The organism is Methylobacterium segetis (assembly GCF_004348265.1).
In the GTDB taxonomy this organism is placed as follows: domain Bacteria; phylum Pseudomonadota; class Alphaproteobacteria; order Rhizobiales; family Beijerinckiaceae; genus Methylobacterium; species Methylobacterium segetis.
Window position 1 is genome coordinate 39,561 of record NZ_SMNT01000253.1, and the last position, 24,591, is coordinate 64,151.

Below are 24,591 nucleotides of genomic sequence, written 5' to 3' on the forward strand. Positions count from 1 at the left end.
GGACCCGCCATGGCCGCACCGGCAGCATCGACCGCCCCCGCCGAGCCGACCCTCGACCGGCGCCGCATGGTGGCGTTCCTCTGCATGGTGTTCGGGATGTTCATGGCGATCCTGGACATCCAGATCGTCTCGGCCTCCCTGGCCGAGATCCAGGCGGGCCTCTCGGCCTCGGCCGACGAGATCCCCTGGGTGCAGACGAGCTACCTGATCGCGGAAGTGATCATGATCCCGCTCTCGGGCTTCCTGTCGCGGGTGATCTCGACGCGCTGGATGTTCACGATCGCGGCGGGCGGCTTCACCCTGATGAGCCTGATGTGCTCGACCTCGACCACGATCAACGAGATGATCGTCTGGCGGGCGCTGCAGGGCTTCATCGGCGGCGGCATGATCCCGACCGTCTTCGCCTCGGCCTTCACGATCTTCCCGCCCTCCAAGCGCCCGATCGTCTCGCCGATGATCGGCCTCGTGGCGACCCTCGCCCCGACGATCGGCCCGACCGTCGGCGGCTACCTGACCGACCTGTTCTCCTGGCACTGGCTGTTCCTCATCAACATCGTGCCGGGCATCTTCGTCACGGTCTCGACCTACCTCCTCGTCGATTTCGACAAGCCGAACCTCGACCTGTTCAAGCATTTCGACTGGTTCGGCCTCGCCTTCATGGCGGGCTTCCTCGGCTGCCTCGAATACGTCCTGGAGGAGGGGCCGAACCACGACTGGCTCGCCGACGAGGCCGTGCTCACCTGCGCGATCGTCTGCGCCGTCTCGGGGATCGCCTTCTTCTGGCGCGCCTTCACGGCCCGCGAGCCGATCGTCGACCTGAGGGCCTTCGGCGACCGCAATTTCGCGGCGGGCTGCGTCTTCAGCTTCGTGATGGGCATCGGCCTCTACGGCCTGACCTACCTCTATCCCGTCTATCTCGGGCGGGTGCGCGGCTACTCGGCGCTGCAGATCGGCGAGACGATGTTCATCTCCGGCCTCGCCATGTTCGCGACCGCGCCGATCGCCGGCCGCTTCTCGGGGCGCGCCGACCCGCGCGTCCTGATGGCGATCGGCTTCGCGGGCTTCGCCGCCGGCACCTGGATCGTGACCGGGCTCACCAAGGACTGGGACTTCTGGGAGCTCCTGCTGCCGCAGGTCCTGCGGGGCTGCTCGCTGATGCTGTGCATGATCCCGATCAACAACATCGCGCTCGGCACCCTGCCGCCGGCGCGGATGAAGAACGCGTCGGGCCTCTACAACCTGACGCGCAATCTCGGCGGCGCCGTCGGGCTTGCCCTCATCAACACGCTGCTGAACGACCGCTGGGACCTGCACCTCGCCCGGCTCCACGAGCGCTTCACCTGGACGAACGCGGCCGTGCTGGAGCGCCTCGACGCGATGCGCCGCCAGTTCGAGGTGCTCGGGGGCGACGCCAACGCGCAGGCGCTGAAGGCGATGGCCAACACGGTGCGGGTGCAGGGCCTGCTGATGAGCTTCTCGGACGTGTTCCTCGTGCTGACCGGGCTCTTCCTCGCCATGGCCTGCGCGACGCCCCTGATCCGGCGCCCGCGCGCCGCGGGGCCGGCCGGGGCCGGCCATTGAAGCGCCGCGAATAGCGGGGAAAACGGGCGCTCCCGGAGCGGGGCGCTCGCCTGCCGGTGCGGCGCGTGCGACCTTCCCGCCCCCTCACGCGGGTTTGCGTTGGCTTGGCGGCCTCCCGATCTGCTAGACGGATGCCGACAGGCAAGGATGCGGCCCGGCGCGGGCCCCGAGGAACGACGGCATGGACTTTCTGAACGCCATGGTCGGCACGGCCGGCGGCTTCTTCGGCGCGGTGATCCCCTTCCTGATCGTGCTGACCATCGTGGTCTTCGTGCACGAGATGGGGCACTTCCTGGTCGGGCGCTGGTGCGGGGTCGGCGTCAACGCCTTCTCGATCGGGTTCGGGCCGGAGATCGTCGGCTTCAACGACCGGCACGGCACCCGCTGGAAGCTCTGCGCCATCCCGCTCGGCGGCTACGTGAAATTCTACGGGGACGCCAACGGCGCCAGCATCCCGGACCCGGAGGCGGTGGCCCGGATGAGCCCGCGCGAGCGAGCGATCAGCTTCCCGACGCAGCCCGTCGCCAAGCGCGCGGCGATCGTCGCGGCCGGCCCGGTCGCGAACTTCATCCTGGCGATCGCGCTCTTCGGCGGCGCCATCTGGCTCGGCGGGCGCTACGAGCTGCCGCCGCGCGTCGAGGCGGTGATGCCCAACAGCGCCGCCGCGCGCGCCGGCTTCCAGCCGGGCGACGTCATCAAGGCGATCGACGGCAAGCCGGTCGGCAACTTCATCGCCATGCAGCGCACGGTCTCGGCGAGCGCCGACTCGACCCTCACCTTCACGGTGGAGCGCGCGGGCAGCGAGACGCAGGTCGTCGCGACGCCCGAGGTCTACGAGGAGCGCACGCCCTTCGGCCGCCACCGGCTCGGGCGCCTCGGCATCCAGGGCCCGAAGGGCAGCGAGGCGAAGCTCGTCGAGTACGGCCCGGTCCAGTCCCTCGTGCTCGGCGTGCAGGAGACCTACTTCGTGGTCGACCGCACCTTCGACTATCTCGGCAAGCTGGTGACGGGCCGCGAATCCGCCGACCAGCTCTCGGGGCCGATCGGCATCGCCCGGGTCTCGGGCGAGGTCGCCAAGGCCGGCGGCGTCGGCGGCCTCGTCGGGCTCGTCGCGCTCCTGTCGGTCTCGATCGGCCTCCTCAACCTGTTCCCGGTGCCGCTCCTCGATGGCGGGCACCTGATGTTCTACGCCTTCGAGGCCGTGCGCGGGCGGCCCTTGAGCGAGCGCGCGCAGGAGATCGGCTTCCGCATCGGCCTCGCGCTGGTGCTGATGCTGATGCTGTTCGCCGCCTGGAACGACATCCTCAATCTCGGCGCCTCCTGGGGCCGCGGCACCTGAGCCGAACCCCGACGCGTCCGCCGCGAGGGCCCGCCGCGATCCGGCGGGCCTTTCGCGTTTCGAGGGAGATGAATGCATTCCCAGCAACCGGCGGTCGCACGGGCGCCGCGCGCAGGGCGGATTTCGGCCATATTCGGACGGCGCCGGGCGGCGCGCGCCGGCGCCGTCAAGGTTGACGAGCCGTTGACGTGATCGCGCACCGTTTTGAAAAGCCTCGCGAATCCGCGAATTTACGCGCCGTTCACCCTGATGCGCGATGCTGAGGAAATCTCCCGCATCGTTAAGTGGCGCGAAGGCCACGACCCTCCAAAATCCCAAGGAGCGGGTTCCTCGGAGCGTTTGCTTCGGTAGGGAATCCCGCTAGAAGCTGGGCTGGGACCAGATGGCAGGACGGTCGGGCAACGGCTGCCTGCCTACGGGTGCGAACCCGTGCCGATAAAAACACAGACGGGCGATTACATGATGTCGATGACGGGGAAGCGCCGGCGGAAGTCGGTGGAACGGGCCATCGTCCTAGTCGCCGCCGCAGCCGCCGGTGTCGCGCTGGGCGGGACCGCGCAGGCGCAGCAGATCGTCGTCCAGGGTAACAGCCGCGTCGATTCCGACACGATCCGCTCCTACGTCACGGGGACGGCCTCCGGCTCCGCGGAGGAAGCCCGGCGCAACCTGCTCGCCAGCGGCATGTTCTCGGAGGTCCGCGTCTCGCAGGGCGGCGGCCGCACGGTCGTCACGGTCCGCGAGAACAACCTCATCAACCGCGTCGTGTTCGAGGGCAACAAGAAGGTCGAGAAGGGCACCCTGGAGAGCGTCGTCGAGGCCAAGGCGCGCGGCCCGTTCAGCCTGAACACCGTCAACGCCGACATCCAGCGCATCCGCGAGGTCTACCGCCGGGCCGGCCGCGGCGGCGCCAAGGTGAGCTACCGGACGGTCGACCTGCCGAACGGCCGCATCGACGTGATCTACACGATCGACGAGGGCGACAAGACCGGCATCGTCGCGATCAACTTCGTGGGCAACAACGCCTATTCCGAGGGCAAGCTCAAGGAGCTGATGAGCTCGTCGGAGATGAACCTCCTGAGCTTCGTCAAGACCTCCGACGTCTATGACCCGGATCGCATCGCGGCCGATGTCGAGCTCGTCCGCCGCTACTACCTCAAGAACGGCTACGCCGATTTCCGCGTCGTGAACGCGGATGCCCGCTACGTCGAGGCGCCCGAGGGCGAGAAGTCCGGCTGGATCGTCACCGTGACGATCGAGGAGGGCGCCCAGTACCGCGTCGGCGCCGTGGCGATCGATTCCCGCCTGCCGGGCGTCGACACAGCCGGCCTCGAGAGCGAGATCCGCGCCTCGGTCGGCGACGTCTACAATGCCGAGGACGTCGAGAAGACCCTCACCGGCGTGACCACCCAGATCGCCCGCCAGGGCTACCCCTTCGCGCAGGTCCGCCCGACCGGCCAGCGCGACCGCGGCACGCAGCAGGTCTCCCTCGGCTTCGTGGTCGAGGACGGTCCGCACGTCTACGTCGAGCGCATCAACGTCCGCGGCAACACCCGCACCCGCGACTACGTCATCCGCCGCGAACTCGATATCTCCGAGGGCGACGCCTACAACCGCGTCCTGACCGACCGGGCGGAGCGCCGCCTGAACGGCCTCGGCTTCTTCAAGAAGGTGCGCTTCTCCAACGAGCCCGGCTCCGCGCCGGACCGCGTGATCATCAACATCGACGTCGAGGATCAGCCCACCGGCTCGTTCTCCGTCGCGGGCGGCTTCTCGACCCAGGACGGCATCATCGGCGAGGTCTCGATCTCGGAATCGAACGTCCTCGGCCGCGGCCAGTACGTCCGCGTCGCCGGCACCGGCGGCCAGTACACGCGCGGCTTCGACTTCTCGTTCACCGAGCCGTATTTCCTCGGCTACCGCCTCGCCGCGGGCTTCGACGCCTTCTACAAGTACAGCGACCTGACCCGCTACTCGCGCTACGAGACGACGGTCTATGGCGGCCAGCTCCGCCTCGGCCTGCCGATCACGGAAGAGTTCGGCGTCACGCTCCGCTACTCGCTCTACAACACCGAGCTCGCGATCCCGAACTCGATCAAGCGGCCCTACAACGACTGCTCGAACCCGATCCCGGGCTTCACCCAGACCTATGCGCCGGGAACCATCCTCAACGGCCAGAACGTCGGCGGCCTCGCGGTCTACGGCTTCAACAACGTCTCCAACACGAACTGCGCCCTGAACGGCGAGGCCTCGATCGCGCTCAAGGGCTCGACGGGCAACACGCTCACCTCGCTGGCCGGCCTCACGCTGGCCTACTCGACCCTCGACAACGTGGGCGCGCCCCGCAACGGCGTCTACGCCGAGCTGAAGCCGGACGTGGCCGGCCTCGGCGGCGACTCGAAGTTCTTCCGCGTGACGGGCGAGGCCCGCTACTACAAGGAGATCTGGGAGGACGTCGTCGGCTTCGTCCGCTTCCAGGGCGGCCACATCTCCGCCCTCGACGGTAACCCGCTGCGCATCACGGACCAGTTCTTCCTCGGCCCGTCGCTCGTCCGCGGCTTCGCGCCGAACGGCATCGGTCCGCGCGACGTCGGCATCTCCGACAGCCGCTCGAACGCGATCGGCGGCAGCACCTACGTGGGCGGCACCCTCGAAGTGCAGTTCCCGATCTGGGGCGTCCCGCGCGATCTCGGCATCAAGGGCGCCGTCTTCGCCGATGCCGGCACGCTGTTCGGCTATCACGGCCGCCGCACCTTCAACGTCAACGGCGACGCCTTCATCAACGGCATCGCGCCCGGCGGCGCCTGCAACTACAACGCGCTCACCATCGGCGTTGAGCCGGAATGCGTGAACGTGCGCGACAACGCGAAGATCCGCTCCTCGATCGGTGCCTCGATCCTGTGGAACTCGCCGCTCGGCCCGATCCGCTTCGACTACGCCTACGCCCTCACCAAGGACGAAGGCTTCGTCACGCCGCTCGGCCGCGTGGGCAAGGACCAGATCCAGGCGTTCCGCTTCTCGGGCGGCTCGCGCTTCTAAGACAAAGGGTCGCGCGCCATCCGGCATCCCCGGGTGGCGCGTTGTCCGGCATGTCCGATCCCGTCTTCTTCACCGCGAACGGCACGCTGAGCCTCGGCGACATCGCCGGGGCTGCCGGTCTCTCCCTGCCCGAGGGGGCGGACCCGGCCACGCTCCTGACGGGCGCCGCGCCGCTGGAGAGCGCCGGTCCCGCCGATCTCGCCTACATGGACAACGCCCGCTACGGCGACGCGCTCGCCGCGACGCGCGCCGGCGTCTGCCTCGTCTCGCCCCGCTTCGCCCCGCGCGTGCCGGCCGCGACGGTCGCCCTCGTCACCCGCGACCCCTACCGCATCTACGCGAGCCTTCTGGCCCGCCTGCACCCGGACGCGATGCGCCCCGCCTCGCTCTTCGGAGGCCGCGGCGTCTCACCGGGCGCCCATGTCCATCCCGAGGCGCATCTGGAGGAGGGCGTGCGGGTTGATCCCGGCGCGGTGATCGGGCCCGGCGCCGAGATCGGTTCCGGAACGGTGATCGGCCCGGGTGCCGCCATCGGCCCGAACGTGCGGATCGGCCGGGATTGCAGCATCGGGGCTGGCGCGACGCTGACGCACGCTCTCGTCGGCAATCGGGTCATCGTGCATCCCGGCGCCCGCATCGGCCAGGACGGATTCGGCTTCGCCATGGGCGCGAGCCACATCAAGGTGCCGCAGATCGGCCGCGTCATCGTGCAGGACGATGTCGAGATCGGAGCCAACACCACCATCGACCGGGGCGCGAGCCGCGACACGGTGATCGGCGAGGGCACCAAGATCGATAACCTCGTGCAGATCGCCCACAACGTCGTGATCGGGCGTCACTGCGTCATCGTCTCAGGCGTCGGCATCTCCGGCTCGACGACGCTGGAGGATTACGTGGTGCTCGGCGGGCAGGTGGGCGTGGTCGGGCATCTGCGCATCGGCCAGGGCTCGCAGATCGCGGGCTCCTCGAACGTCAACCGGGACGTTCCGCCGGGCAGCCGCTGGGGCGGCACGCCGGCCAAGCCCGTCCGCGCCTGGTTCCGCGAGATGACCACGCTCGCGAGGCTCGCGGAGCGCTCCGCCCGCGGCGAGCGGGACGAATCCGCCGACTGAGACGCCGCGCCGAGAGGCCCTCCATCCGGAGCGCGGCCCGACCGGATCCCGACCGGTGCATCGATCGAGGCGGGCTCGCCGCCCCTCGGCGACCTCCCGCATCACGAACGCGCGGATGCGTCGGATTCGACCGATCGCGGTGACCGCGCGGGAAGGCGCCGGGCGGCATGGCTCTGCGACACCATCGCCGCGCCGGGGGATGGCGCGAACGAGCAATCCGATCGTGCGCCATCTATCCGCGACCGCGCGCATGGCTAAGGTCAGGCAGCTTGCATGAGCATCGATTCGGCGGGGGCCACACGATACCATGGGCTCGAGCAAGGCCTCGGAGGTGCCCTCGGTGGCCGCTCCCGTTGAGGCGCCGCCCGCCGGCGCCGAGATCCGGGCGGGCCGCGCACTCCTCGTCGTCTCGCTCCTGCTTCCCGCCCTGCTCCTCGCGCTCGCGAGCTGGCAAAGCCGCCGCGAGGTGCTGCGCGAGGCGGACGGGCGCGTCGAGCGCACCCTGCGCGTGCTGCACGAGCACGCGATCAAGGTCTTCGAGACCCAGAAGCTGATCATCGACCGGGTGAACGGGCGCCTGCGCTTCATCGACTGGTCCCGGGAGGAGGACCGCCTCGACCTCCACCGCTTCCTCGCCGATCTGCAGAAGAGCTACGATCAAGTCGCCACGGTCACGATCACGGACGCGCAGGGGCGGCTGCGGGCGAGCAGCCGCGCCCATCCGGCCGACACGTCCATCGACTTCACCGACCGCGACTGGTTCCAGGCGCTCACCGGCGCGGACGAGAGGGACTTGTTCGTCTCGCGCTCCTATCTCGGCCGGCAGTCGCGCCAGCCGATCTTCAACGTGGCCCGCCGGGTGCAGAGCCCGGACGGAACGTTCCAGGGCGCCATCGCCCTCTCGGTGGACCGGAGCTACTTCGAGACCTTCTACCGGGAGGTCGACCCCGACCTCGAGCACAATGTCGTGCTGATTCGCGCCGACGGGGAGATCCTCGCCCGCGAGCCGAAGACGGACCTGACCGCCCTCCCGCCGAACGCGCCGATGATGCAGGCGATCACCCGCGGCGACGCCGGGCCCTACCGGGCCGTCTCGGCCGTCGACCGGGTGCCGCGCATCTTCGCCCTTCGGCGGGTCGAGCCCTACCCGGTCTATATCGGCTTCGGCCTCAGCGAGGCCGGAATCCTCGAAGTGTGGTGGCGCCACGTGACCGGCTACGCCGTGGTGGCCGCCCTCGCGGCGGGCTGCCTCCTCGGCCTCTCGCTCCTCGCGCTGCGGCAGATGCGGCAGGAGAAGCTCGCCACCCGCCGATGGCGCGCGGCGGCCGACGCGCTCACCGCGGAAGCCGCCGAGCGCCGCCGGGCCGAGGAGCAGCTCCGGCAGGCGCAGAAGATGGAGGCGGTGGGCCGCCTCACGGGCGGCGTGGCGCACGATTTCAACAACCTGCTGACCGTGGTGATCGGCAATCTCGAGATGGCCCAGCGCCGCGCGGCGGATATCAACGCCCGCGTCCTGCGCGGCATCGACAACGCGATGGAGGGCGCGCGCCGGGCCGCGACCCTGACCCACCGCCTTCTCGCCTTCTCGCGCCAGTCGCCCCTGAGCCCGGAGACGGTCGACGCGAACCGCCTCGTCTCCGGCATGTCGGACCTCTTCCGCCGGACCTTGGGCGAGCCGATCGCGGTCGAGACCGTGCTCGCGGGCGGCCTCTGGCTGACGCAGGCCGACGTCAACCAGATGGAGAGCGCGATCCTCAACCTCGCCGTCAACGCGCGGGACGCGATGCCGGAGGGCGGCGCGCTCACGATCGAGACCGGCAACGCCTATCTCGACGAGGCCTATTCCGCCAACCACGAGGAATTGCGGCCGGGCCAGTACGTGATGATCGCCGTCTGCGACACGGGCGTCGGCATGCCGCCGGAGGTGCTGAGCCGGGTCTTCGAGCCCTTCTTCACCACGAAGCCGCCGGGCAAGGGCTCCGGCCTCGGGCTCGCCCAGGTCTACGGCTTCATGCGCCAGAGCGGCGGTCACGTCGCGGTCTACTCGGAGGTCGGCCACGGCACCGCGATCAAGCTCTACGTCCCCCGTCTCGCCAGGGCCACCGGCGCCTCCGGCGATCCGGCCCAGCCGATGGAGACGCCGACGCTGATCCCCGGCGTGCTGGAGCGGGCGCCCCAGCCCGGCCTCACCGTTCTGGCGGTGGAGGACGACCCGATGGTGCGCGCCTTCACCGTCGCGGCTCTGGAGGAGGCGGGCTACCGCGTGCTCCAGGCGGCGGAGGGGCCGCAGGCGCTGCGCCTGATCGAGAGCGAGCCCGACATCGCGCTCCTCTTCACCGACGTGGTGCTGACCGGACCCCTCGATGGCCGCAGGGTCGCCGACGAGGCCCTGCGCCTGCGCCCCGCCCTCAAGGTGCTCTTCACCACGGGCTACACCCGCAACGCCATCATCCATCACGGCCGGCTCGACGAGGGCGTCGACCTCCTCGTCAAGCCGTTCACGGCCGCGAGCCTCGGGCGCAAGGTGCGGGCCGTACTGAGCCGGGCCTGAGGGCAGCCGTCACCCTCGGGTCTTGCGTCCGCCCCTTTTTCTGACGAAGACGCTCTCAGCTTCGATGAAACGGCGTGCAGGGCCTGCGACGGCCGCCTGTTTGAGCGTGATGAGGTGCAAAAACCGATGAGCGAGACGGCGCGCGAACTCGGCTCGGCCGATATTCAGAAGGTCCTGGAGCTGCTTCCCCACCGCTACCCGTTCCTGATGATCGACAGGATCATCGAGATCGACCGGGACGAGAGCTGCATCGGCATCAAGAACGTGACGATCAACGAGCCTCAATTCACGGGGCACTTCCCGGACCTGCCCGTCTTCCCCGGGGTGCTGCTGATCGAGGGCATGGCCCAGACCGCGGGCGCCATCTGCTGCCGGCACATCATGACGGACGATCTGCGCACCAAGCAGGTCTTCTTCATGACCATCGACAAGTGCAAGTTCCGCAAGCCCGTCGTGCCCGGCGACACCGTGCGCTATCACATGAAGAAGCTGAACCAGCGCCGCACCATGTGGTGGTTCCGCGGCGAGGCGCGCGTGGGCGACACCCTCGTGGCGGAGGCCGAGATCGGCGCCATGCTGGTGACGGAGTGAGCGGCCCGATGATCCACCCGAGCGCCATCGTCGAGGACGGAGCCAGGATCGGCGAGGGCGTCAGGATCGGACCGTTCTGCCATGTCGGGCCTCAGGTCGTGCTCGGCGAGGGCTGCGAACTCGTCAGCCACGTCGTGGTGGCGGGCGACACCGCGATCGGCGCCCGCACCCGGATCTACCCCTTCGCCTCGATCGGCCACCCGCCCCAGGACCTGAAATACCGCGGCGAGCCGTCGACGCTCCGGATCGGCGCGGAATGCCTGATCCGCGAGGGCGTCACCATGAATCCGGGCACGGCCGGGGGCGGCCTGGAGACGGTGGTCGGCGACCAGTGCACCTTCCTCGCCCATTCCCATGTCGGCCACGATTGCCGGGTGGGCAACGGCGTCGTCTTCTCCAACAACGTGATGCTCGCCGGCCACTGCACCGTCGGCGACTTCGCGATCCTGGGCGGCGGCGCGGCGGTCATCCAGTTCGCGCGCGTCGGCGCGCACGCCTTCGTCGGCGGCCTCTCGGGCCTGGAGAACGACTGCATTCCCTACGGCATGGTGCTGGGCAACCGCGCCTACCTGTCGGGCCTCAACATCATCGGCCTGCAACGACGCGGCTTCGCCCGCGAGGACATCCACGCCCTGCGTCGGGCCTACCGGGCCCTGTTCGCCCCGGAGGGCACGCTGATGGAGCGCGTCGAGGACGTCGCCGCCGAGTTCGAGAAGCACGCGGCCGTCAACGAGATCCTCGCCTTCATCCGCGAGGGCGGCAGACGCTCGATCTGCACGCCCCGCGAGACGCCCGCGAGCGTGGCCTGAGCGCGGCGATGGCCGCCGACCGCGCGCAGGCTGCCGGCGCGGCGGCGCAGGCGGGCTGCCTCGTCCTGATCGCGGGCGCGGGGCGGCTGCCGGAACTGGTGGCGGATTCGCTGGAGCGGACCGCGCGTCCCTTCAAGGTGCTGAGCGTGCGCGGCTTCACCGACCGGCGGCTGCGGGCGCGGGCCGACGCCACGGTCGACCTCCTCGACATTGCCGGCACCCTCAGGATCCTGAAGGAATGGGGGCCGGCGGCGATCGTGCCGGCCGGCGGCGTCGCGCGGCCGAGCCCGGCCGCGATCTTCAACGCGGCGGCGGCCGTGCGCAACCGCGATGCCCTGCGCGCCATCGCGGGCGGCGGGGACGACCGGCTGCTGCGCGCGGTGCTCGCGCTGCTGGAGGAGAACGGCCACCGCGTGCTCGGCGTGCACGAGGTCGCGCCGGACCTCCTCAGCCCGGAAGGCCGCCTCGGGCGGTTCGGGCCCGACGAGGCGGCCCGCGCCTCGATCGCGACCGGCCGCGCCCTGATCGAGGCCCTCTCGCCCTTCGATGTCGGTCAGGCGGCCGTCGTCGCGGCCGACCGCGTTGTCGCGGTGGAGGGGCCGGAAGGAACCGACCGCATGCTCGCCCGCGCCCGCGCCGTCATCCGCAAGCCGTTCGGGCTCGGCCGGCCCCTTCCCGCGACGATCCTCGTCAAGCTCGCCAAGCTCGGCCAGGATCTGCGGATCGACCTGCCCGCGATCGGCCCCCGCACGATCCGCAACGCGTCGTCCGCGGGATGCTCCGGTCTCGCCATCCAGGCGGGGCGCACCCTCGTCATCGACCGGGCCGAGACGGTCGCGGCCGCCGACCGCCTCGGCCTGTTCCTGATCGGACTGGACGGCGCCCGGTGAAGATCTGGCTGGTAGCGGGCGAGGATTCGGGCGATCAGCTCGGGGCCAAGCTGATCCGGGCCCTGCGCACCCTCGCGCCGGAGCCGATCCGGTTCGGCGGCGTCGGCGGCGAGGCGATGGAGGCGGAGGGCTTCGCCTCGCTCTTCCCGATCGACGACGTCGCGGTGATGGGCTACCTGCCCGTTCTCGCGCGCGCCCGCACGCTGCTGCGCCGCATCCGTGAGACAGTGGACGACGTGGTGGCGGCCGCGCCCGACGTGCTCGTCATCATCGACAGCCCCGGCTTCACCCACGCGGTGGCCCGTCGCGTCCGCCAGCGCCGGCCCGACCTGCCGATCGTCGACTACGTCTCGCCGAGCGTCTGGGCGTGGCGCCCGTGGCGGGCCGCGAAGATGCGCCCCTTCATCGATCACGTGCTCGCCCTCCTGCCCTTCGAGCCCGAGGCGCATCGCCGCCTCGGCGGGCCGGCCTGCACCTATGTCGGCCACCCGCTGATCGAGCGGCTGGACGAGCTGCGACCGGAGCCGGCGGAGCGGGAGCAGCGGGCGCGCGCGCCCTGGCGGCTCGCCGTGCTGCCGGGCTCGCGCCGCTCGGAGATCGAGCGGCTGATGCCGGTCTTCGGCCGGACGCTCGCGCTGATCGCCGAGGCAGGCGGGCCGGTCGAGGCGCTGCTGCCGGCGGTGAGCCGCCACCGAGCCCTCATCGAGCGCCTCGCGACGGCCTGGGAGGTTCCGGTCCGGCTCGTGCACGGGGAGGCGGGCAAGCACGCGGTCTTCCGGCAGGCGCGCGCGGCGCTCGCGGCCTCCGGCACGGTGACCCTCGAACTCGCCCTCGCCGGCGTCCCGATGGTGGTGGCCTACAAGGTCTCGCGCATCGAGGAGGTGATCGCCCGCCGCCTGATCCAGGTGCCGACGATCGTGCTGCCGAACCTGATCCTCGGCGAGAACGCGATGCCCGAATATGTGCAGGCGGCGTGCCGGGCGGAGACCCTTGCCGCGGCTCTGCTGCCGCTCCTGTGCGACGGCCCGGAGCGCGGGCGCCAGATCGCGGCTTTGGAGCGCCTCGACGACCGGATGCGGCTGCCCGGCGGGGCGGCGCCGAGCCACGAAGCCGCCCGCCTCGTCCTCGCCGTGCGGGCCGGTCAGGCGGCCTGAATGCTGGGCGCGCCGTCTCCCGCGATCCGCGCCTCCAGGCTGCGGATCAGCGCCGGGATCTCCCGGGCCGGCCGGGCGCCGCTGTAGAGGAAGCCCTGCGCCGTGTCGCAGCGCTTCCGGCGCAGGATCTCGCACTGCTCCTCGGTCTCGACGCCCTCGACGGTCACGTCCATCGAGAAGGCGCGCGCCATCCCCGTCATGGCCTCGACCAGCGCCGTCCGCTCCGGCCGCGTATCGAGATCGCGCACGACGGAGCGGTCGATCTTGATCTTGTCGAAGGCGAACAGCGTCAGGTAGCTGAGGCTGGAATAGCCGGTGCCGAAATCGTCGAGGGCGACCCGCACGCCGAGATCGCGCAGGCGCGCCAGATTCTCGAGCACGACGGTCTCCTGGTCGAGCAGGATCGATTCGGTGATCTCGATCTCCAGGCGATGCGGCGCGAGGCCCGTATCCGCCAGCGCGGCGGCGACGTCCGCATGGAAGCCCGGCATCCGGACGTGAAGCGGCGAGATGTTGACGGCAACGCGGAGGCCGTCCCAGCCGATCGCGTCCGAACAAGCCCGGCGCAGGGCCCATTGCCCGATCTCGACGATGAAGCCCGTCGATTCCGCGATCGGGATGATCTCGCCCGGCGCCACGAATCCCTCATCCGCCCGGAACCAGCGCAGCAATGCCTCGAAGCCGGCGACGCGCCCATTCTCGAGATTGACCAAGGGCTGGTAGTGCAACTCCAGTTCGCCGTCCTGCAGGGCTCGGCGCATCTCGACGTCGAGCCGGCGGCGGCGCTCCATCCGCGCCTCCAGAGCGGGCTCGAAGGCGCGCCAGCACCCGCGGCCGCCGTTCTTCGCGCTGTAGAGGGCGAGGTCGGCACGGTGCAGCAGCTTGGCCGGATCCTGAGCGTCCGGCGACGTCCAGGCGATCCCGACGCTGACGCCGATCTCGACGTGCCGCGCGTCGATCCGGTACGGGCGCCCGATCTCGGCGACGATGCGGGCCGCAAGCCGCAGCGGCGCGTCCGCATCGGCGTCAGGAAGTAGGAGGGCGAACTCGTCGCCGCCGAGCCGGTACACCCGAGCCCGACCTGCGGCGAGGCCGGTGAGGCGGCCGGCGACCTCCTCCAGCAGCCGGTCGCCGGTGCTGTGCCCGGCACTGTCGTTCACGGCCTTGAAGCCGTCGAGGTCGAGGTAGAGCAGCGCGTGCGGCTCGGCGCCGGCGCCGCAGGCCGCCGTCAGCGCCTCCTGGAAGGCCGCGCGGTTGGCCAGCCCGGTCAGCGGATCGTGCGTGGCGAGGTAGCCGATGCGGGCCTCGGCTTCGCGGCTCCGGGTCGTGTCCGATCCGACGATGCGGTAGCCGGCGAAGAGGCCGTCGCGATCGAGGAACGGCTTGCCGTTGATCGTCCAGTGCCGCGGCCCCTCATCCGTCCGGAGATGCAGCGTCACGGATTGGAAGGGCACCTGCCGCGCGATCGCGGCCCGCAACTCCTCGGCCGCCCCGGCCCCGGGGCCGGGGATGACGTGGCTGGCGAGCAGATCCTCCAGCGGCAGCCCCGGCAGGGTCGCGAGGGGCCGCGACAGGGCGGCGGCCATGCGGGCCGGCACGTGCCGCAGCCGACCCTGCGCGTCCGTTTCCCAGAGCCAGTCGCTGGCGCCCTCCTCGAACTCGTTGAGGAGAAGGCCGATCGTCTGGCTCTGGTCCTGCACCACGACCCGATCGAGCAGGCGCTGATAGGAGAGCAGGCTCGTGCGCCACGTGATCGCGATCACGAAGGCCGCGTAGACCGTGAGCATGACCGAGAGGTAGGCGCCGGTCGGCGGCTCGAAGCCGAAGAGGCCGATATAGGCGCCGGCGACGATCGGCAGGACGAGGGCCAGGGAGACCGAGAAGATCGGCCCGACGCCGTAGGCATCGGAGATCAGGCCGGCGGTCGTCGCGATCGCGATGTAACGCGTGCTGCTGTCCGGATGCCCCATCAGATAGGCCGGCATGGAGCCCCAGGCGGACCCGATCCCCACCGCGAGGGCCTGGGAGACCCGGTACGCGCAGCGAACCTTCGCCTCGGAGACGTCGCGGCGGAACGTGTTCCGGAACGCCATCGTCGAGCCGAATGTGGCGCCGACCAGGAGGACGATCGCGCCGACGAGGCAGATCAGGTAGGTGTGGCTGACGGCGGACCACAACATGGCCGCGACGGCCAGGACCGCGACGATGTGGGCCGCTGCCGAGTAATTCGCGACCTGCAGCGTCTCGTTGATGAGGGCGCCCTGCACGTCGAGCCGGTAGCGGCCTTGCGGCCCGCCCGGAGCCCCGCGGCCGCGCGGGGCGGCCGCGGCCCGGATCCGGCCCATCACGGTCGCGCGCCCGCCCATGTCAGGCCAGCGCCCGCCGGCGATCAGCGCTCACCACGGTGACGTGACAGGACCTCATGCGCGCCTCGTCCTTCGGAGCCCGGCACGGCCGCGATCCCGGTTCGATCACGCGCTGCCCCGTACCCGGCCCGCCTCACCGGACCGAGGGGCGGCCGACGCCGTTCAAAGCGGGGCGCGGCACCGTAGGTCCGGGAAATATTGATACCGGCGCTCATCTGAAGATTTCGACAACATTCGGACGATGAGTTGAGGATCGGCGCAGATTATCTGTGATAGATCTTGCGGTTCTGCGCTTATCGCAGGTTGCACAAGATCGGCAGCGGGGCGAAGGTCGGCCGTCACCTCCAATGGAGCCGTCACCCGGACTCCTCAAGAAAAAAGGGGCGCCGAAGCGCCCCCTGTTCCGTCCTGCCGACCGGGCTTCAGCCGCGGCTGTTGATCGGCACGTATTCCCGCTGCTCCGGCCCGATATAGAGCTGGCGCGGCCGGCCGATCTTCTGGGACGGGTCCTCGATCATCTCGGCCCACTGGGCGATCCAGCCCACGGTGCGGGCCAGCGCGAACAGCACCGTGAACATGTCGGTCGGGAAGCCCATCGCCTTGAGGGTGATGCCCGAGTAGAAATCGATGTTCGGGTAGAGCTTCTTCTCGATGAAGTACTCGTCCTTGAGGGCGATCTGCTCCAGTTCCATCGCCACTTCGAGCAGCGGATCGTCCTTGAGGCCGAGCTCGCCGAGCACCTCGTGGGTGGTCTTCTGCATGATCCGCGCGCGGGGATCGTAGTTCTTGTAGACGCGGTGCCCGAAGCCCATCAGGCGGAAGGGATCATTCTTGTCCTTCGCCTTGTCGACGTACTGCTTCACGCGGTCCGGCGTGCCGATCTCCATGAGCATCTTGAGCGCCGCCTCGTTGGCGCCGCCATGGGCCGGCCCCCAGAGGCAGGCGATGCCGGCCGCGATGCAGGCGAAGGGGTTGGCGCCCGAGGAGCCGGCGAGACGAACGGTCGAGGTCGAGGCGTTCTGCTCGTGGTCGGCATGGAGGATGAAGATCCGGTCCAGCGCGCGGGCGAAGATCGGGTTGATCTGATACTCCTCGCACGGGACCGCGAAGCACATCCGCAGGAAGTTCGAGGTGTAGTCGAGCTCGTTCTTCGGATACACGAAGGGCTGACCGATCGAGTATTTGTAGGCCATCGCCGCCAGCGTCGGCATCTTGGCGATCATGCGCATGGAGGCGACCATGCGCTGCTTCTCGTCCGAGATGTCGGTCGAGTCGTGGTAGAAGGCCGAGAGCGCGCCGACGCAGGCCACCATCACCGCCATCGGGTGGGCGTCGCGGCGGAACCCCTGGAAGAAGCGGTTCATCTGGTCGTGCACCATGGTGTGGCGCGTGACCCGGTAATCGAAATCGGCCTTCTGCGAGGGCGTCGGCAGCTCGCCGAACAGCATCAGATAGCAGGTCTCGAGGAAGTCGCCGTGCTCGGCGAGCTGCTCGATCGGGTAGCCGCGATAGAGCAGCACGCCGGCGTCGCCGTCGATATAGGTGATCTTCGACTCGCAGGAGGCGGTCGAGGTGAAGCCCGGATCGAAGGTGAAGACACCGGTCTTCGCGTGAAGCTTGCCGATATCGATGACGCTCGGCCCGATCGTCCCGGTCTTGACCGGCAACTCGATCTGCTTGTCGTCCACGGTGATCGTGCTGGATGCGCTCATGGAGGCGTGGACCTTTCCTGGCAACGGGGCGGCGCCGCCCCGGGCGTCGGCTGAGCCGGAGGCCCGGGTTCGGTGCGGAACCGCAGCATTGCTGCAGTTGCTCACAGGACCATCGGGTTAGCGGATCAGCCGAGCGCCATCAACGGGGCGGGTGACATCCGCCGGGGAACGGCAAGCGAAAACCGGGCCGAAGCCCGTATGCCGCAGGCGCGGCGTTCAGGCGTCCGAAAGCCGATCCCGCAGCCGCCCGAGGCTCTCGTCGCGCCCGAGCACGGCCATCACGTCGAAGAGCGGCGGTGAAGTTGTGCGGCCCGTGAGAGCAGCCCGCAGAGGCTGTGCAATCTGGCCGAGCTTCAGCCCCTGGGCCTCCGCGAAGGCGCGCACGGCGCCCTCGGTCGCCGCGGCATTCCACTCAGTCAGCGCCTCCAGCGCCGGCAAGACGGCGGCGAGGCGCGCGCTTCCGTCCTCGCCGAGCAGCGCCTTCGCCTTCTCATCGAGGACGAGCGGTCGCTGCGCGTAGAGGTAGTAGGCGCTGTCGAGGAGATCGACGAGCGTCTTGGCCCGCTCCTTCAGCCCCGGCATCGCCGCGGTGAGGCGCTGGCGCAGGTCCGGCGGGAGCGGGGCCGCGAGACCGCGCTCGGCGCCGACGCTCGGCACGATGGTCTCGACCGCGTCGACGAGGGCCGCATCGTCCGAGCCGCGGATGTAGAGGCCGTTCAGGTTCTCGAGCTTGGCGAAGTCGAAGCGCGCGGGCGAGCGCCCGATCGCCTTGAGATCGAAGGCCGCGACCATCTCCTCCGTCGAGAACACCTCCTGGTCGCCGTGGCTCCAGCCGAGGCGGACGAGGTAGTTGCGGAGCGCCGCCGGCAGGTAGCCGAGGTCCCGGTAGGCGTCGACGCCGAGCGCCCCGTGGCGCTTCGAGAGCTTGGCGCCGTCCGCCCCGTGGATCAGCGGGATGTGGGCCATGCTCGGCACGTCCCAGCCCAGCGCCTGATAGATCTGGCCCTGGCGGGCGGCATTGGTGAGGTGGTCGTCGCCGCGGATCACCTGGGTCACGCCCATGTCGTGGTCGTCGACGACGACGGCCAGCATGTAGGTCGGGTTGCCGTCCGAGCGCAGCAGGACGAGATCGTCGAGGTCCCGGTTCTGCCAGACGACGCGGCCCTGCACCGCGTCCTCGACCACGGTCTCGCCCTCGGTCGGAGCCCGCAGCCGGATCACCGGCTTCACGCCCTCGGGGGCCTCGGACGGATCGCGATCGCGCCAGCGCCCGTCGTAGCGCAGCGGGCGCCCCTCCGCCCGGGCGCTCTCCCGCATCTGCGTCAGCTCCTCGGGCGTGGCGTAGCAGCGATAGGCGCGCCCCGAGGCGAGGAGGCTCTCGGCCACCTCCCGGTGCCGCTCGGCCCGGGCGTATTGGTAGATCACGTCCCCATCCCAATCGAGGCCGAGCCAGCGCATCCCGTCGAGGATCGCGTCGATCGCGCCTTGCGTCGATCGCTCGCGGTCGGTGTCCTCGATGCGCAGCAGCATCCGGCCGCCGTGCCGACGGGCGTAGAGCCAGTTGAACAGGGCCGTGCGGGCGCCGCCGATATGCAGGTAGCCCGTGGGCGAGGGTGCGAAACGCGTGACGACGGCAGAGGACATCGGGCCGGCTGATGTTCGAGTGGACGGGCGGGCGACGTTCGGGCGGGAAGGATCGACCGGCCCGGCCGCGGGCCTGTAGCATGCGCGGGCGGACGCGTTAAGAAATCGTCGCACGGGAGGGACTTTCCAATCCCGCGCGCGGACGGTGCGGCAAAGGATGGCACAGGGGCCGGCAGGGAAGGGGATCGTCGCGATCCGCGCGCCTGGGCGCCTGCTCGCTCCTGGCCTGTGGGTACCGGCACTCGGCGGCTGGGTGGGCGCGGAGCTGGCGCAGGAGGCGGGGCAACGGCGCCTATTTCCCTGGCTCGCGGTCGCCTTCGGGACGGGCATCCTCGTCTATTTCGCTCTCACCGACGGCGAGCCGGCGCTCGCCGCCGCGCCCATCGCCGCCGGCCTGTGCCTTGCGCTGACGCCCGTCCTCGGTGCGAGGCCCGCCGCGCTCGCGCTGACGCTCGCGCTCGCCGCCGCCTTCCTCGGCTTCGGGGCGGCGGCGTGGCGCGTCGCCCGCGTTTCCGGCCCGATCCTCGCGCGGACCACCATCGCGCCCCTCACGGGGCTGATCGAGGCCCTCGACGAGCGGGAGGAGGGCGCGCGCCTCGTGGTGCGCCTCACGAGCTTCGGAACCCTGGCGCCCGAAGCGCGCCCCTTGCGGGTGCGCGTGACCTACCGGACCCGGCAGGCCCTGAAGCCCGGCGATTTCATCGCGGCCAAGGCGCGCCTCCTGCCGCCGCCCGAGCCGGCGCGTCCCGGCGGCTACGATTTCGGGCGCGACGCCTATTTCCGCGGCATCGGCGCCGTGGGCTCCCTCGTCGGGACAATCGAGGTGAGGTCACCGCCCGAGCCCCTGCCTCTCGCGCTTCGCCTCGCGGCCGGCATCGACGACGCGCGCAACGCGCTCACGCGGCGCATCACCGACGCGAACGGGGGGCAGGCCGGCGCCGTGGCCGCGGCGCTGGTGACGGGCAAGCGCGGCCTCATCGCACCGGAGACCAACGACGTGCTGCGGGCGGCGGGCATCTACCACGTCGTCTCGATCTCCGGCCTGCACATGGTGCTCGCGGCCGGCGTCGTCTTCTGGCTGGTGCGCTCCGCGCTGGCGCTCGTGCCGCATTGCGCCCTGCTGTGGCCGATCAAGAAGATCGCGTCCGGCTTCGCGATGGTGGGCGTCACCGCCTATTGTGCCTTCTCCGGTTGGGACGTCGCCGCCGAGCGGGCTCTGATCATGACCCTGATCATGCTCGGCGCGATCCTCGTCGACCGCCCGGCCCTGAGCATGCGCAACCTCGCGCTCGCCGCCCTCGTGGCGCTCGCCCGCGAGCCCGAGGCGTTGCTCGGCCCGAGCTTCCAGATGTCGTTCGGGGCGGTGGCCGGCCTGATCGCCTGCGCCCGCTTCATCGACGGGCGCCTCTTCCGGCGCGAGGGCGCCGGGCCGGTCGGGCGGTCCGTCGCCCTGGCCGCGGGCGCCGTGATCGGCACCTTGCTGACGACGCTCGTGGCGCAGATCGCCACAGCCCCCTTCGCGACCTACCATTTCCAGACGATCCAGCCCTTCGGCCTCGTCGGCAACGCCCTCACGCTGCCGCTCGTGTCCCTCGTGGTGATGCCGGCCGCGGTGCTCGGGATCCTCGCCTACCCGTTCGCGCTCGATCAGCCGGTCTGGTGGCTGATGGGGCAGGCGGTGCGCGGCATGCTCGCGATCTCGGGCTGGATCGGCGGTTTCGGGCAGGCGAATGTCGGGGTGCCGGCCTTCGGCACGGGCGCTCTCGCGCTGCTGGCCGCCGGCCTCCTCGTCGCGGTCCTACCCGCCTCGCGCCTGCGATGCCTGTGCGTGGTGCCGCTCGGCCTCGGCCTCCTCCTGGCCGCATCGCCCGAGCGCCAGGACATCTTCATCGATCGCGAGGGGAGGGGCGCGGCTGTGCGGGGCGAGGAGGGCCGTCTCGTCGCTCTCGGCCGGCCCTCCTCCTTCGTCCTCGAGCAGTGGATGAAGGCGGACGGCGATGCGCGGAAGGCGTCGGAGGCCGGGGAAGGGGGACGCTGCGACCGGCTCGGCTGCACCCTGCGGGCCTTCGACGGGCGCCGAATCGCGCTGGCGCGTGACAAGCGCGCGCTCGCCGAGGATTGCGCGCGCGCCGACATCGTCATCACGTCGCAAGCCGCCCCGCCGGGCTGCGCGGCGGGGCTCGTCATCGACCGCGCCTATCTCGCACGGTCGGGCGCCATAGCGATCCGCCTCACCGGTTCAGGCCCGGTCGTCTCGACGGCCCGCGGTCTCGGTGGATCCTCGCCCTGGCGCCCGGCCGCCGCGCCGCGCGCCCTGCAGATTCCGGGCTCTCCGACCGCTCGGGCAAGCCCTGACGAGGCCGCTCCGGAGGAGGGTGCCGCGTCTGCGGAGACGGGCCCCGAATCGCTTCAGTAGCGGCGCACGAGGCTGACGAGGCGTCCCTGGATGCGGACCCGGTCGGGACCGAGCACGCGGGTCTCGTAGGACGGGTTCGCGGCTTCGAGGGCGATCGAGGAGCCCCGGCGGCGCAGGCGCTTGAGCGTCGCCTCCTCGTCGTCGATGAGGGCCACGATGATGTCGCCCGTGTTGGCCGTATCCTGCTTGCGGATCACCACGAGGTCGCCGTCGAGGATGCCGGCCTCGATCATCGAGTCGCCGCGCACTTCGAGCGCGTAATGCTCGCCGCCCGCCAGGAAATCCGGCGACAGGGTGATCGACGCGCTCTGGTTCTGGATCGCCGAGATCGGCGTGCCCGCCGCGATCCGCCCCATCACGGGGATCGACATGGCGCGGCCGTTCTCGTCGGTCGCCTGCGTCGTCGGCAGCTTCGCGGCCGGCGCCCGCGTGCGGCCGCCCTCGACGACGCTCGGCGTGAAGCGGCGCACCTCGCTGCCCGACCCGGCCGGCTGGCCGAGGCTCTCGGGCATGCGGATCACCTCGATCGCCCGTGCCCGGTTCGGCAGGCGGCGCAGGAAGCCGCGCTCCTCAAGCGCCGTGATGAGGCGGTGGATGCCGGATTTCGACTTGAGATCGAGGGCATCCTTCATCTCATCGAAAGACGGCGGGACGCCGCTCTCGCGCATCCGCTGCTGGATGAAGCGGAGCAGATCCAGCTGTTTACGCGTCAGCATGGGGCAGTCTCATCTCTCGGGGCGACGCGGCAGGCGGTCGCGGAAACAAAGCGCGAACACGTTAAACGTTCCGCAAGTGTTCCGCAAGCGCAGCTTGGCGATACTGATCGAGATCAGAGGATCGAGCGGTCGAGACGCAGGATGCGGCAGGATTCGCCAGCCTTCGCGGCCGGCGCGTGCGGCGGGCGCACGAGAAGGGCCTCGGCTTGGCCGAGCACCGAGAGCATCGAGGAATCCTGCCGCGCCTCGGGATGCGCGACCGGCAGACGATCGGGCGCCGTGTCGAGGCAGGCCCGCATGTAGTCGGCCCGGCCGTCATTCGCCGGCAGATCGCGGCCGAGCGTCGCCGGCTCGTCGCGGTCGGTACCCGCCCGCGGATCTCCGACGAGCGCGCGGATCGCCGGGACCACGAAGAGCATCCCGCAGACGATGGCCGAGACCGGGTTGCCCGGCAGGCCGATGACCAGCATCTCGCCGAGCCGGCCATGCATCAGCGGCTTGCCGGGTCGCAGCGCGACGCGCCAGAAGCCGAGTTCGAGCCCCTCGCGGGCGAGCGCCGATTGCACGAGGTCGTGGTCGCCGACCGACGCGCCGCCGAGGGTGACGAAGAGGTCGGCCCGCACCTCGCGGGCCCGGCGGATCGCGTCCTCCAGCGCCGGCAGGCTGTCGCCCGCGATGCCGAGGTCGATCGGGTCCGCGCCGGCCGCGCGGGCGAGGGCGGCGAGCGCGAGCGCGTTCGAGGCGACGATCTGGTCCCAGGCGGCCGGCGCCCCCGGCGCCACCAATTCGTCGCCGGTGGCGAGGATCGCGACCCGGGGACGGCGTCGCACGGCGACCTCCGCGTGGCCGGCCGCGGCGGCGAGCGCGAGCCGGCGCGCGTCGAGGCTCTCGCCCGCCTGCAGGAGCGCATCGCCTTCCCGGAAATCGAGTCCGGCGGGCCGGACGAAGCGGCCCGCGGATACGCCTTCCCGCGCGGTCACCGTGTCGCCCTCGGCCTCCGCGTTCTCCTGGATCAGGATCGCGTCGGCTCCCTCCGGCACGGGCGCGCCGGTGAAGATGCGCACGGCCTCGCCGGGGCCGACCCGGCCGGCATAGCCATGTCCGGCGGCGCTCGTGCCGACGAGCCGCAGCCGGGCGGGGATGCCGGCGAGGTCGGCGCCGCGCACGGCGTAGCCGTCCATCGCGGAGGCCGGGAAGGGCGGCTGCGTGCGCAGCGCGGCGACCGGTTCCGCGAGCGTCCGCCCGGCTGCGGCGGCGATCCCGAGGCGCTCCGCCTCGACGGGCCGGGACACGCTGGAGAGGATGCGCCCCAGCGCCTCCGCCACGGGCAGGAGGCCGCTCACGCGCCGGCTTCCGCGCGATAGCTGCCCGAGCGGCCGCCATCCTTGGCGAGCAGCCGGATGCCCTCGATGCGCATGCCGCGATCGACCGCCTTCACCATGTCGTAGACGGTGAGGCAGGCGATCGAGACCGCGGTCAGCGCTTCCATCTCGACGCCGGTCGGACCCTGCACGCGCACCTCCGCGGTGAGCCGAAGGCCGGGGAGCGCTTCATCGACCTCGCAGGTCACGTGGACCTTCGAGAGCAGGAGGGGATGGCAGAGCGGGATCAACTCGTGCGTGCGCTTGGCCGCCATGATGCCGGCAAGGCGCGCGGTGCCGATCACGTCGCCCTTCTTCGCGTCCCCCTCCCGGATGAGCCTGAGCGTCTCGGGAAGCATCACCACGGCCCCTTCCGCCAGCGCCGTGCGGGTGGTCGCGGCCTTGTCGGTGACGTCGACCAGGTTGGCCGCGCCGGTCGCGTCGAGATGGGTGAGGCCGGTCATCCGCGGGTCCGGGTCACGCCGTCTCGCCGAACAGGAGGCTGCGCGTCGCCTCCGTCAGGTTCGCCTGCCGCATCAGGCTCTCGCCGACGAGAACCGTGTTGAGGCCGTTCTCCGCGAGGCGGACCACGTCCGCGTGGCTGGCGATGCCGCTCTCGGCGACGGGAATGCGGTCCTTCGGGATGCCGGGCGCGAGGCGGATCGCGGTCTCGAAGGAGACCTCGAAGGTCTTCAGGTTGCGGTTGTTGATGCCGATGAGACGCGTGCCGAGCGGAATCGCCCGCTCCAGCTCCTCGGCGTCGTGCACCTCCACCAGAACGTCCATGCCGAGGTCGTGCGCCGCCTCCACGATCGCTGCCGCCTCCTCGTCGTCGAGGCAGGCCATGATCGCGAGCACGCAATCCGCGCCCCATGCCCGCGCTTCGAGCACCTGATAGGGCTCGAACATGAAGTCCTTGCGCAGCACCGGCAGGGCGCAGGCGGCCCGCGCCTCCACGAGATATTCGGGGCGCCCCTGGAAAGACGGCTCGTCGGTCAGCACCGAGAGGCAGGTCGCGCCGCCGGCCTCGTAGGCTTCAGCCAGCGCCGCCGGGTTGAAATCGGCCCGGATCAGCCCCTTCGAGGGCGAGGCCTTCTTCACCTCCGCGATGAGGGCGGGGCGACCGGCCGCGATATGGGCGCCGATCGCGTCCGCGAAGCCCCGGGGCGGGGATTGTGCGGCGGCGCGCGCCTCCAGTTCCGACTCGGAGACCCGCAGCTTCGCCTCGGCGATCTCGCGCCGCTTATAGGCCTCGATGCGGGCCAGGACGGTCTGTCCCGTGGCGCCCGTGGTTGCGGTCTCGGACATCGGCA

Annotated in this window: 17 protein-coding genes; 10 read left to right on the forward strand and 7 right to left on the reverse strand. The window is 70.9% G+C overall.

Annotated elements, in window-relative coordinates:
• Positions 1 to 9: 9 nt before the first annotated feature.
• The 9 genes from E1J50_RS26685 (at position 10) to lpxB (ending at position 13,063) form a co-directional block, all read left to right on the forward strand.
• Positions 10 to 1,581, forward strand: a complete 1,572-nt coding sequence (locus tag E1J50_RS26685; protein ID WP_132257315.1) for a DHA2 family efflux MFS transporter permease subunit — start codon at positions 10 to 12, stop codon at positions 1,579 to 1,581.
• 181 nt (positions 1,582 to 1,762) lie between these two features.
• Positions 1,763 to 2,920 carry an RIP metalloprotease RseP gene (gene rseP / locus E1J50_RS26690; RefSeq protein WP_132257317.1) on the forward strand — a complete coding sequence of 386 codons (1,158 nt, stop codon included), beginning with the start codon at positions 1,763 to 1,765 and terminating at the stop codon, positions 2,918 to 2,920.
• A 459-nt stretch (positions 2,921 to 3,379) separates the two neighbouring features.
• A complete protein-coding gene (gene bamA / locus E1J50_RS26695) occupies positions 3,380 to 5,956 on the forward strand; it encodes an outer membrane protein assembly factor BamA (RefSeq protein ID WP_132257319.1) in 2,577 nt (858 codons plus the stop codon).
• Between the two features lie 50 nt (positions 5,957 to 6,006).
• Positions 6,007 to 7,068: a UDP-3-O-(3-hydroxymyristoyl)glucosamine N-acyltransferase gene (gene lpxD / locus E1J50_RS26700; RefSeq protein WP_132257322.1), complete on the forward strand. Its 1,062-nt coding sequence runs from the start codon at positions 6,007 to 6,009 to the stop codon at positions 7,066 to 7,068.
• A gap of 340 nt (positions 7,069 to 7,408) precedes the next feature.
• Complete coding sequence (locus tag E1J50_RS26705) at positions 7,409 to 9,619, forward strand: hybrid sensor histidine kinase/response regulator (protein ID WP_245516774.1); 2,211 nt, start codon at positions 7,409 to 7,411, stop codon at positions 9,617 to 9,619.
• A gap of 126 nt (positions 9,620 to 9,745) precedes the next feature.
• Positions 9,746 to 10,210 (forward strand): 3-hydroxyacyl-ACP dehydratase FabZ, encoded by a 465-nt coding sequence (gene fabZ / locus E1J50_RS26710; RefSeq protein ID WP_132257328.1) that lies wholly within the window; start codon positions 9,746 to 9,748, stop codon positions 10,208 to 10,210.
• Complete coding sequence (gene lpxA, locus E1J50_RS26715) at positions 10,207 to 11,019, forward strand: acyl-ACP--UDP-N-acetylglucosamine O-acyltransferase (RefSeq protein WP_207919317.1); 813 nt, start codon at positions 10,207 to 10,209, stop codon at positions 11,017 to 11,019. The genes fabZ and lpxA overlap by 4 nt, the downstream gene beginning before the upstream one ends.
• An 8-nt stretch (positions 11,020 to 11,027) precedes the next feature.
• Positions 11,028 to 11,909: an LpxI family protein gene (locus tag E1J50_RS26720; RefSeq protein ID WP_132257334.1), complete on the forward strand. Its 882-nt coding sequence runs from the start codon at positions 11,028 to 11,030 to the stop codon at positions 11,907 to 11,909.
• Positions 11,906 to 13,063, forward strand: a complete 1,158-nt coding sequence (lpxB, locus tag E1J50_RS26725) for a lipid-A-disaccharide synthase (RefSeq protein ID WP_245516775.1) — start codon at positions 11,906 to 11,908, stop codon at positions 13,061 to 13,063. The genes E1J50_RS26720 and lpxB overlap by 4 nt, the downstream gene beginning before the upstream one ends.
• Here lpxB and E1J50_RS26730 read toward each other — a convergent pair.
• From E1J50_RS26730 to gltX, 3 genes are all read right to left on the reverse strand, one after another.
• A complete protein-coding gene (locus tag E1J50_RS26730) occupies positions 13,051 to 15,429 on the reverse strand; it encodes a putative bifunctional diguanylate cyclase/phosphodiesterase (RefSeq protein ID WP_132257339.1) in 2,379 nt (792 codons plus the stop codon). The genes lpxB and E1J50_RS26730 overlap by 13 nt on opposite strands.
• Before the next feature lie 422 nt (positions 15,430 to 15,851).
• The gene (gltA, locus tag E1J50_RS26735; protein WP_132257341.1) at positions 15,852 to 17,141 is read right to left on the reverse strand and encodes a citrate synthase; all 1,290 of its coding nucleotides are present in this window, start codon (positions 17,139 to 17,141) and stop codon (positions 15,852 to 15,854) included.
• A gap of 216 nt (positions 17,142 to 17,357) precedes the next feature.
• Entirely contained in the window at positions 17,358 to 18,785 is a 1,428-nt protein-coding gene (gltX, locus tag E1J50_RS26740; RefSeq protein ID WP_132257343.1) for a glutamate--tRNA ligase, read from the reverse strand.
• 157 nt (positions 18,786 to 18,942) lie between these two features.
• Here gltX and E1J50_RS26745 point away from each other — a divergent pair, with 157 nt between their 5' ends.
• Positions 18,943 to 21,201 carry a ComEC/Rec2 family competence protein gene (locus E1J50_RS26745; protein WP_132257346.1) on the forward strand — a complete coding sequence of 753 codons (2,259 nt, stop codon included), beginning with the start codon at positions 18,943 to 18,945 and terminating at the stop codon, positions 21,199 to 21,201.
• On the opposite strand, the gene lexA is transcribed toward E1J50_RS26745, so the two are convergent.
• From lexA to trpC, 4 genes are all read right to left on the reverse strand, one after another.
• The gene (lexA, locus tag E1J50_RS26750; protein WP_132257349.1) at positions 21,195 to 21,917 is read right to left on the reverse strand and encodes a transcriptional repressor LexA; all 723 of its coding nucleotides are present in this window, start codon (positions 21,915 to 21,917) and stop codon (positions 21,195 to 21,197) included. The two genes, E1J50_RS26745 and lexA, sit on opposite strands and share 7 nt — an antisense overlap.
• 113 nt (positions 21,918 to 22,030) lie before the next feature.
• Positions 22,031 to 23,260, reverse strand: coding sequence for a molybdopterin molybdotransferase MoeA (locus E1J50_RS26755; protein ID WP_132257351.1), 1,230 nt, complete (start codon positions 23,258 to 23,260; stop codon positions 22,031 to 22,033).
• Positions 23,257 to 23,742, reverse strand: a complete 486-nt coding sequence (gene moaC, locus E1J50_RS26760; RefSeq protein WP_132257354.1) for a cyclic pyranopterin monophosphate synthase MoaC — start codon at positions 23,740 to 23,742, stop codon at positions 23,257 to 23,259. Before moaC ends, E1J50_RS26755 begins: the two co-directional genes overlap by 4 nt.
• A 13-nt stretch (positions 23,743 to 23,755) precedes the next feature.
• The gene (gene trpC / locus E1J50_RS26765; RefSeq protein ID WP_245516776.1) at positions 23,756 to 24,586 is read right to left on the reverse strand and encodes an indole-3-glycerol phosphate synthase TrpC; all 831 of its coding nucleotides are present in this window, start codon (positions 24,584 to 24,586) and stop codon (positions 23,756 to 23,758) included.
• Positions 24,587 to 24,591: the final 5 nt, after the last annotated feature.